This is a genomic window from Mycobacterium sp. E735 (genome assembly GCF_001666955.1).
Classification (GTDB): Bacteria; Actinomycetota; Actinomycetes; order Mycobacteriales; family Mycobacteriaceae; genus Mycobacterium.
In genome coordinates, this window is record NZ_LZIX01000218.1 from 18,833 (window position 1) to 27,977 (window position 9,145).

At 69.5% G+C, this 9,145-nt stretch carries 11 protein-coding genes; 5 read left to right on the top strand and 6 right to left on the bottom strand.

Annotated features, from left to right (window positions below):
• Positions 1-11: 11 nt before the first annotated feature.
• Complete coding sequence (locus A5704_RS17480; RefSeq protein WP_082950104.1) at positions 12-1,094, bottom strand: PPE family protein; 1,083 nt, start codon at positions 1,092-1,094, stop codon at positions 12-14.
• Between the two features lie 220 nt (positions 1,095-1,314).
• On the opposite strand from A5704_RS17480, the gene pdxS reads away from it, so the two are divergent.
• From pdxS to A5704_RS17505, 4 genes are all read left to right on the top strand, one after another.
• Complete coding sequence (pdxS, locus tag A5704_RS17490) at positions 1,315-2,226, top strand: pyridoxal 5'-phosphate synthase lyase subunit PdxS (RefSeq protein ID WP_156670025.1); 912 nt, start codon at positions 1,315-1,317, stop codon at positions 2,224-2,226.
• Positions 2,227-2,240: 14 nt separating this feature from the next.
• Positions 2,241-3,086, top strand: coding sequence for an acyl-CoA thioesterase II (gene tesB, locus A5704_RS17495; protein ID WP_067783960.1), 846 nt, complete (start codon positions 2,241-2,243; stop codon positions 3,084-3,086).
• Positions 3,083-3,679: a pyridoxal 5'-phosphate synthase glutaminase subunit PdxT gene (pdxT, locus tag A5704_RS17500; protein WP_067751755.1), complete on the top strand. Its 597-nt coding sequence runs from the start codon at positions 3,083-3,085 to the stop codon at positions 3,677-3,679. Before tesB ends, pdxT begins: the two co-directional genes overlap by 4 nt.
• Before the next feature lie 303 nt (positions 3,680-3,982).
• Complete coding sequence (locus A5704_RS17505) at positions 3,983-4,738, top strand: YebC/PmpR family DNA-binding transcriptional regulator (RefSeq protein WP_067751758.1); 756 nt, start codon at positions 3,983-3,985, stop codon at positions 4,736-4,738.
• Between the two features lie 29 nt (positions 4,739-4,767).
• Here A5704_RS17505 and A5704_RS17510 read toward each other — a convergent pair whose 3' ends face one another.
• Genes A5704_RS17510 through A5704_RS17530 form a run of 5 tightly spaced genes read right to left on the bottom strand, consistent with a single transcriptional unit; the run spans position 4,768 to position 8,400 of the window.
• On the bottom strand, positions 4,768-6,354 hold the full coding sequence (locus A5704_RS17510; RefSeq protein WP_067783956.1) for a polyamine aminopropyltransferase: 1,587 nt from the start codon (positions 6,352-6,354) through the stop codon (positions 4,768-4,770).
• Complete coding sequence (locus tag A5704_RS17515; RefSeq protein WP_067751764.1) at positions 6,351-6,806, bottom strand: DUF350 domain-containing protein; 456 nt, start codon at positions 6,804-6,806, stop codon at positions 6,351-6,353. Before A5704_RS17515 ends, A5704_RS17510 begins: the two co-directional genes overlap by 4 nt.
• Before the next feature lie 31 nt (positions 6,807-6,837).
• On the bottom strand, positions 6,838-7,269 hold the full coding sequence (locus A5704_RS17520; protein ID WP_067784859.1) for a DUF4247 domain-containing protein: 432 nt from the start codon (positions 7,267-7,269) through the stop codon (positions 6,838-6,840).
• Positions 7,266-7,778 carry a DUF2617 family protein gene (locus A5704_RS17525; RefSeq protein WP_067751766.1) on the bottom strand — a complete coding sequence of 171 codons (513 nt, stop codon included), beginning with the start codon at positions 7,776-7,778 and terminating at the stop codon, positions 7,266-7,268. The genes A5704_RS17520 and A5704_RS17525 overlap by 4 nt, the downstream gene beginning before the upstream one ends.
• Before the next feature lie 10 nt (positions 7,779-7,788).
• A complete protein-coding gene (locus A5704_RS17530; protein ID WP_067784857.1) occupies positions 7,789-8,400 on the bottom strand; it encodes a DUF4178 domain-containing protein in 612 nt (203 codons plus the stop codon).
• Between the two features lie 180 nt (positions 8,401-8,580).
• Here A5704_RS17530 and ruvC point away from each other — a divergent pair, with 180 nt between their 5' ends.
• Positions 8,581-9,135 carry a crossover junction endodeoxyribonuclease RuvC gene (gene ruvC, locus A5704_RS17535; RefSeq protein ID WP_067890135.1) on the top strand — a complete coding sequence of 185 codons (555 nt, stop codon included), beginning with the start codon at positions 8,581-8,583 and terminating at the stop codon, positions 9,133-9,135.
• Positions 9,136-9,145: the final 10 nt, after the last annotated feature.

Genomic DNA, 9,145 nt, shown 5'->3' on the forward strand with positions numbered 1-9,145 from the left:
GCTCCGCCTTGCTAACTCAGCGCCGGGCGCGCGGCGATACTTTCGCGCGGTCCGGCGATCGACTGGGTGACGGCGGCCGTCGCCCGCCCGGGAATGCCGGGGGAGGGCAGGTGCGGCGCGGTGGCCGGGCTCGCCGAAATGGGGGTGATCGGGGTGCCGGGAGCCACGGCGGCCGGAGTCGGGACGGTCGCCGGCGCCGCGGCGCCGGCCCAGCTCGACGGCACGGACAGCGCCCCGATCGAGCCGGCCCGGCCCGCGTTCACCGAGACGAGGCGCCCGGCGAGCTGGGCGGCGATGGGGCTGGGGCCGCCGGCGCCCGGACTTGCCGTGGACGCCAGGACCGGATCCATCGCGGGGAGACTGCCGGCGCCGCCCAGCAGCGGATTGGTGCTGGACATCAGCTGGCCCATCACCGTGTTCATCGGTTCCATCGCGAACTGGGCGGGTGTGGAAAGCATCTGCAGCTGCGTCATCGGGTTCATCAGTTGCTGGGTCAGCGACTGGCTGAGCGTCTGGAGGAGTTCCTGGCCGAAGGAGGTGAACGTCGGGGTGGGCAGGCTGGTCAGGGTGAGGGGCGGGCTGCTGAACGGCGTCCACGTCGCCTCGGCCGACTTGATGCTGGCGTCGTAGGCGGTCATCGCGGCCACGTCCTGGGCCCACATCTCGGCGTACTGCGCTTCGGTCGCCGCGATCGCCGCGGTGTTCTGGCCCAGGATGTTGGTCGCGATCAGCGACATCAGCAGCGCCCGGTTGGCCGCAATGACCTCCGGCGGCACCGTCGCGGTGAACGCCACCTCGAACGCCGCGGCCGACAACCGGGTCTGGTTGGCCACCAGCTCGGCCTGCCCCGACGTCGCGGTCAGCCACTGCACGTACGGGGCGGCGGCCGTGGCCATCGTCATCGACGCGGGGCCCTGCCATGGGCCGCCGGTCAGGGTCGAGACCGTCAATTCGAAGGAACTCGCGGCCGACGCCAGCTGGGCGGACAACGCGTCCCAGGCGGCCGCCGCCGCCCACATCGTCCCCGAGCGGGGCCCCGCGTACATCCGCGCCGAATTGATTTCCGGCGGCAACAGCACGTAATCCGGCAACACCCGAGACCTCTTCTCGGCCAACCGCCTCGGCCGGTGGGACCTTGGTTGCCCGCCCAGGGATTCGCACCAGCAGCAGCGGTTGTGCAAATAGCTGACGCAATTTTTAACACAATGTGACGCGCGTCGCAGGCGCTTGGCGTGACTGATGGAAGCGGCGGCAAAACCGGTTTGTTCCCACCACTAGAGTGGAAGCCCGATGGTTCAAGGAGAGCGGGAACTAGTGGAGAGCGGCGGACAGTCCAGCCAGGCCAATCAGACGGGAACGGCGCGGGTCAAACGCGGCATGGCCGAGATGCTCAAGGGCGGCGTCATCATGGACGTCGTCACCCCGGAGCAGGCCCGCATCGCGGAGGCCGCCGGCGCCGTCGCCGTGATGGCGCTCGAACGGGTGCCCGCCGACATCCGCGCCCAGGGCGGGGTGTCGCGGATGAGCGACCCCGACATGATCGAGGGCATCATCGCCGCTGTGACCATCCCGGTGATGGCCAAGGCGCGCATCGGCCACTTCGTCGAGGCGCAGATCCTGCAGAGCCTCGGCGTGGATTACGTCGACGAATCCGAGGTGCTCACCCCCGCGGACTACACCCACCACATCGACAAGTGGAAGTTCACCGTGCCGTTCGTGTGCGGCGCGACCAACCTGGGCGAGGCGCTGCGGCGCATCAGCGAGGGCGCGGCGATGATCCGGTCCAAGGGCGAGGCCGGCACCGGGGACGTCTCCAACGCCACCACACACATGCGGGCCATCGGCGGCGAGATCCGCCGGCTGACCTCGATGTCGGAAGACGAATTGTTCGTCGCCGCAAAGGAATTGCGGGCGCCCTACGAGCTGGTGGTCGAGGTGGCCCGGGCCGGCAAGCTGCCGGTCACCCTGTTCACCGCCGGCGGCATCGCCACGCCGGCCGACGCGGCGATGATGATGCAACTCGGGGCCGAGGGGGTGTTCGTCGGCTCTGGGATCTTCAAGTCCGGGGATCCCGCGCAGCGCGCGGCCGCCATCGTCAAGGCGACCACCTTCTACGACGACCCGGACGTGCTGGCCAAGGTGTCGCGCGGGCTGGGCGAGGCCATGGTGGGCATCAACGTCGAGCAGATCGCGCAGCCCCATCGGCTGGCCGAACGCGGCTGGTAAGCCGGGGGCTGTTGGTGGCGATCGAAGAGATCCTTGATCTGGAGCAACTCGAGGTCAACATCTACCGCGGCCGGGTGTTCAGCCCCGAGTCGGGATATTTCCAGCGCACGTTCGGCGGCCACGTCGCCGGGCAGTCGCTCGTCTCGGCGGTGCGCACCGTAGACCCGCGCTACCAGGTGCACTCGCTGCACGGCTATTTCCTGCGGCCCGGGGACGCCAACGAGCCCACGGTCTTCATCGTGGAACGCACCCGCGACGGCGGTTCGTTCGCCACCCGGCGCGTCAACGCCATTCAGCACGGCGAAATCATCTTCAGCATGGGGGCGTCCTTCCAGACCGACCAGGAGGGCATCCACCACCAGGACGTCATGCCGGCCGCGCCGCCTCCCGACGGGCTGCCCGGCCTGGACTCGATCAAGGTGTTCGACGACGCCGGCTTCAAGCAGTTCGAGGAGTGGGACGTCTGCATCGTGCCGCGCGACCAATTGCAGCTGTTGCCCGGCAAGGCCTCCCAGCAGCAGGTGTGGTTCCGCCACCGCGACCCGCTGCCCGACGACCCGGTGCTGCACATCTGCGCGCTGGCCTACATGAGCGACCTCACCTTGCTGGGATCGGCGCAGGTCAACCACCTCGACGTCCGCGAGCATCTGCAGGTCGCGTCCCTGGACCACGCGATGTGGTTCATGCGGGCGTTCCGGGCCGACGAGTGGCTGCTCTACGACCAGTCGTCTCCGTCGGCCAGCGGGGGGCGCTCGCTGTGCCAAGGCAAGATCTTCACCCAATCCGGTGAGATGGTGGCGGCGGTCATGCAGGAGGGGCTGACTCGCTTCCAGCGCGGGTTTCAGCCGACCGCGCAGTGAACGCGCCGCGCATCGGCGTACTGGCGCTGCAGGGCGACACCCGCGAGCACCTGGCCGCGCTGGGCGAGGCCGGGGCGGATTCGATGCCGGTGCGGCGCCGCGCCGAGCTGGAGAAGGTCGACGGCCTGGTCATTCCCGGCGGGGAGTCCACCACGATGAGCCACCTGCTGCTCGACCTGGACCTGCTCGAACCGCTGCGCGGGCTGCTGGCCGACGGGCTGCCCGCTTACGGCGCGTGCGCGGGCATGATCCTGCTGGCCAGCGAGATCCTGGACGCCGGCGCGGGCGGGCGCGAGGCGCTGCCACTGCGGGCGATCGATATGACCGTGCGGCGCAACGCTTTTGGCCGCCAGGTCGATTCGTTCGAGGGCGACATACCGTTCGCCGGTCTGGACGGCCCGGTGCGCGCGGTGTTCATCCGCGCCCCATGGGTCGAGCGGGCCGGGGAGGGCGTGCAGGTGCTGGCCGAAGCGTCGGGGCACCCGGTCGCGGTGCGGCAGGGCAGAAACCTGGCGACGGCGTTTCACCCCGAGATGACCGGCGATCGCCGCGTCCACCAGCTCTTCGTGGACGTCGTCAACGGGCACGCCTGACGCACCGGGCCGTCGCCGCTATTGCGGGTCGGGTGTGCGCCGAGGGCTCTCAGCGTGCGTCCAGGGTGGGAAATCGGCGGGATTGGCGCCGTGAGCGCACACCCGATGCGGTTCCCCGGGGATGAGGTGGTCCCCAAAAATCGATAGCGCGGGCGATATCACATTCGCGGAGGCGGATATGCCCGGGTTCCTGTGACTGCTGGGGCGGCTGAGCCGCAAGGGCAGCGGCCGGTCGGGCGCGAGCAAGCGTGCACGTAGACTCGTCTGGCGAACTTTCGAACACAGAAGAGGTAAGAGACACCGATGAGCGGCCATTCCAAGTGGGCCACCACCAAGCACCAAAAGGCCGTCAAGGACGCGCGCCGGGGCAAGGAGTTTGCCCGGCTGATCAAGAACATTGAGGTCGCCGCCCGTACCGGCGGCGGGGACCCGGCGGGCAACCCGACGCTGTATGACGCCATCCAGAAGGCGAAGAAGACGTCGGTGCCCAACGACAACATCGAGCGCGCCCGCAAGCGCGGCGCCGGCGAGGAAGCCGGCGGCGCCGACTACCAGACGATCATGTACGAGGGCTATGGGCCCAATGGCGTGGCGGTGCTGATCGAATGCCTGACCGACAACCGGAACCGCGCGGCCGGCGAGGTCCGGGTGGCGGTGACCCGCAACGGCGGCACGATGGCCGACCCCGGCTCGGTGTCCTATCTCTTCACCCGCAAGGGCGTCGTCACGCTGGAGAAGAACGGCCTGACCGAGGACGACCTGCTGGCCGCCGTGCTGGACGCGGGCGCCGAGGACGTCAACGACCTGGGTGAGAGCTTCGAAATCATCTCGGAGCCAACAGATTTGGTCGCCGTGCGGACCGCCCTGCAGGATGCCGGCATCGACTACGAGTCCGCGGAGGCCAGCTTCCAACCTTCGGTCAGCGTGCCGGTGGACGTCGACGGCGCCCGGAAGGTGTTCAAGCTCGTCGACGCCCTGGAGGACAGCGACGACGTGCAGAACGTCTGGACCAACGTCGACTTGTCCGACGAGGTTCTGGCCGCGCTCGACGAGGACTGACCGGCCGGCACAGGTCGTCGCCCTCGGGCCTAGTCGTATCCGTGCCGCATGTCCTCGACGATGCGCGGATTGTCCAGCGTTGACGGGTCCAAAGCGCGTGGGCGGGTGTCGTCGGGGAACACTGTGGCGGCGTCCAGCACGTGCTGATTGAGGTAGCGCAGCGGGGGAGCGTTGGGCGGCACGGTGGGTGCCGGCGGCGTGGACCCGCGGCGCGCCAGCGTGAATCCCCAGTCGCCGAACGTCGGAACATAGACGTGGTACGGCGTCACGGCATAGCCGGCCGTGCGGATCGACGAGGTGGTGCGCCAGAACGCCGTCTGCGTCGAGAACGGGCTGCCGGCCTGCACGACCATGAGCCCGTCGGCGGCGAGCGCGTGGCCGACCAGCGCGTAGAACTCCGTCGAATAGAGCCGGCCCAAAACCGGGGTGTCCGGGTCGGGAAGGTCGACGATGATCGCGTCGAAACCCCCGGGCGGTACGACGTCCGGGTGCGGCGAGCGCAGCCAGCGCATCGCGTCGTCGATCACCACCTTGACGCGCGGGCTGTCCAGCGAGCCGCCGTTGGCCCTGCGCATGGTGGTGCGCGCCAGTTGGATCACCGCGGGGTCGAGCTCGACCTGCACGATCTTGGTGATGCCCGGCTGCCGCAGCAGTTCGCGGGCCACCAACCCGTCGCCGCCGCCGAGCACGAGGACTGATCGGGCGCCTCCCCCCAGGGCGGGGTAGACCAGGCTTTCGGTGTAGCGGTACTCGTCCCGGGTGGAGAACTGCAGGCCGCCGTCCAGGTAGAGCCGCATGTCGTTGCCGCGTTGGGTGACCACGATCTCCTGGTAGGCCGAGTGCTGGTAGGCGATGATCGGGTCGGCGTAGAGCCGTTGTCTGCTCGTCGTCTCGATGTCGGCCGAACGCGCCAGCAGCGTGGCCAGCAGCGCGAGCGCCGCGGCGAGCGCGCACAGCGCCATCGCCAGCTGCCGGGCCGAAACCACCCGGCGCAGAACGAAAATCGCCACGACGGCCGCGGCCAGCAGGTTGACGATGCCGGTGGCCGCCGCGCCGCGGATCATGCCCAGCTGCGGCAGCAGCAGGAACGGCCACACCAGGCCGCCGAGCAGCGCACCGAGATAGTCGGCCGCGTTGAGGTTGGCCAGCGTCCGGCCGGTGTCGGGCGCCTCGCCGCTGCGGCCGCGTTGCAGCATGGTCATCAACAGCGGCACCTCGGCTCCGACCAGCCCACCGATCAGGGCCGTGCCCAGCGCCAGCATCCACATCGACTCGTCGTCGATGAACGCGAACACCGTGTAGAGCGCCGCGGCGGACAGGCCGCCGACGATGCTCAGCAGCACCTCGACCGCGACGAACGCGATCGCCGCGTGCGCCAGGAGCGGCTTGACCACTAGGGCGCCCACGCCGAGCGCGGCGATGTAGCCCGCGACGATCAACGAGGTGGCAACGATGCCGCCGCCGTTCAGGCTCGCCGCCAGCGTCAGCAGAGCGAGTTCGTAGATGATGCCGGACGCCGCGCACGCCGCGACGGCGGCCAGCAGGACGGCCCGCCACCGCCCGGGCAGCGGCGTCGAGGCGACCGACGGCTGTGGCCGGCTCTCCGTCGAGGTCATGAGATGGCGGCGGCGATCACTCCTCCCACGGCCACCAGCATGGTGGCCGTGGCGAAAGCGGCCGGATGCAGCTCGGGCTCGTCGACGTGCTCGCGAAACTTACCGGGCACCGCGATCTGCAGGATCAGCAGCGCCCCGCCCTGCAGCACGACTCCCACCAACCCGTACACCGCCACGCCGACGAGTCCCTGCCCCAGCTGGCTGTAGCTGCTGGCGATGGCGCTGATGATGACGATGGCCAGCGCGATGTACATGGCCGAGGCGAGGACGACGGCGTTCGGGCGCTTGTCGATGAACACCAGTTGACGCAGGTTGCCGGGGGTGAGGACGTCCACCATCAGGAAGCCGGCGATCAGGACGACGACGCCGACCGCGAAGTACAGGACGACGGCGACCACGCCCTGGGTGATCGTGCCGAGGTTGGTGGATCCGAAATCGATCGCGAGGTACATGGTTTGTCTCCTTTGCGTTTCCGGCTAGAGGTCACTTGGTTCCGCCCGGGCCACCCGGGCTGCCGCCGGCGCCGCCCGAGGGGGAGCCGGGCGTGAAGCCGGGGCCCAAAAAGATGAAGGCGCCGTGGCTGTATCCGGCGTTCAGGCTTTCCAGGCGGATGCTGCACGGGTGGTTGCCGTCGGGGCCGACGGTCACGATGTTGTTGCTGTAGCGCAGGTATTCGTTGTCGCCGTTGGCGGCGCGCGCCTCGGGGGCCTGATACTCGGCGAGCGTGTCGGCCACGTCGTCGGCGGAGCCGCTGCATTCGTAGCGCGTCCCGTTAGCGTCGTGGGCGTACTCGTGATAGTGGCCGGCGATGTAGGAGGCAATGTTCTTCTGCGACAAGATGATTCCGAAGACCAGGCAGACGATGGCGGCGACGGCGAGCACGCCGGCTATCACGAACAGACGGTTGCGGCTCACGGGTGCCACCGGCTGGTCGTGTGGACCACCTGTCCGCCGGACCCGACCAGGCTGCGCGGGTACAGGTGCCAGGTCCGCCAACGCCAGCCCGCGGCGTCGGGTTCGGCGGCCAGCGCGGTGAGCGCGGCGTCGTCTCCGGGGAAAGAGCCGCCGAGCCAACCCTTTTCGCGCGCGCATCGGTCACGAAGGTCGCGCGCCAGGCGGCGGAAGGCGCCCTCGTCATAGGTGTCGGTGCGCGACTCCAGGGAGTAGCCGGGCGCGGCCGTGCGTTCCGGCAGGTCGACGCCCAGGCCGCGCGCCGTGCACGAAACCTCTTCGGAGAAGCGGCCCGTGGCGTGCTCGACCGTGACGACGTGCGACGCGCCGAGGACCCCGAGCAGCAGCGCACCGCCGTCGGGGTGGTGCAGCAGGCTGGTCGCCAGCGGTGGCGGCGCGGGCGCGTTGAGCGCGAGTCCGAGCTTCTGTCCGGACACGTCCGAAGGAGTTACGGCGAGCTGATGAAGCGGCACCGGCGCGTTCCTAGGAGGACGGGGGCGGGGGCGCCGGATACACGGTCAGCTCGCCGGTCAGCACCGGTTTGCCGGTCGAGACCTCCCACGGCATGCCCGGCGCCCAGCGCTCGAACGAGAGCAGTAGGGACTCATCGGAGTTGGCGCAGTCGATGAACTCCATCTCGCCGCCCGCAGGCAGCCCGGTGGTGCCCTCGGTGGTGAACGAGGCGCGCCCGCGTTCGGATTCGTGAAACGTCACCCCGTCGACGACGTACTGGCCGCCCGGCTGCAGCGTGAGGTCCTTGCGGCTGACCCACATCGCCAGCTCGAGGCGTCCGTCGTCCTCCTCGACGCTGAACCAGATCGGCTGGTCGCCGCCCTCCAGCAGGTGCTCCCACCACACGAAGGGGCCCTCGCGGTAGGTCACCGATCCGCGCACGACGTAGTCGACGCCGCCGTAGCTGACGATCGCGCCGGGGCCGAGTTGCCGCGGACCGAATTCCGGCATCGCGTTGAACGAGAGCGGATCCTGGCGGCCGCGTGGGGGACTCGGTTGCTTGGGGCGTCGCAAAGCGATGACGAGTACGACGATGGACGCGATGAACAGCACGATCGCGATAACGACCAGCAGTGATCCCACGCGAGCCCTTCCGTTGCCACCTGTCTTGAGCGAACGTGGGGTAAAGCTAACAGCTTTTCCGCGAGTTCGGCGCTGTAACGTCGCGCGCCGGAATCGGCGGTACCGCCGCGTGTCCTCCGCGGAGCCGTCGGTCCCGGCCGCTAGGGTATCGAACAGCTGTTCTACAGGTGGGAGCGGGCAATGCGCGTGATGGGCGTCGACCCCGGGCTGACCCGATGCGGGCTGTCGGTGGTCGAAAGCGGGCGCGGACGAAACGTGGTCGCGCTGGACGTGGACGTGGTGCGGACCCCGTCGGACGCGCCGCTGGCCGAGAGGCTGCTGGCCATCAGCGATGCCGTCGAGCACTGGCTGGCCACCCACCAACCGGACGTCGTCGCCATCGAGCGGGTGTTCTCCCAGCTGAACGTGTCGACGGTGATGGGCACCGCGCAGGCCGGCGGGGTGATCGCGCTGGCGGCGGCCAAGCGCGGCATCGACGTGCACTTCCACACGCCGAGCGAGGTCAAGGCCGCGGTCACGGGCAACGGTGCCGCGGACAAGGCCCAGGTGACCGCGATGGTCACGAAAATCCTTGCGCTGCAAGCGAAGCCGACTCCCGCGGACGCCGCGGACGCGCTGGCGTTGGCCATCTGCCACTGCTGGCGGGCGCCGATGCTGGCCCGGATGGCCGCGGCCGAAGCGCTGGCCGCGCAACAGCGGCACGCGTACCTGGCCAAGCTGAAGGCCGCGCGATGATCGCCTCGGT

What these genes read in the sequence shown, in the direction of transcription:
- A5704_RS17505 (WP_067751758.1), top strand. Translation starts at nt 3,983, where the DNA reads ATGAGCGGCCATTCCAAGTGGGCCACCACCAAGCACCAAAAGGCCGTC.
- ruvC (WP_067890135.1), top strand. Translation starts at nt 8,581, where the DNA reads ATGCGCGTGATGGGCGTCGACCCCGGGCTGACCCGATGCGGGCTGTCG.
- A5704_RS17515 (WP_067751764.1), bottom strand. Translation starts at nt 6,806, where the DNA reads ATGTACCTCGCGATCGATTTCGGATCCACCAACCTCGGCACGATCACC.
- A5704_RS17510 (WP_067783956.1), bottom strand. Translation starts at nt 6,354, where the DNA reads ATGACCTCGACGGAGAGCCGGCCACAGCCGTCGGTCGCCTCGACGCCG.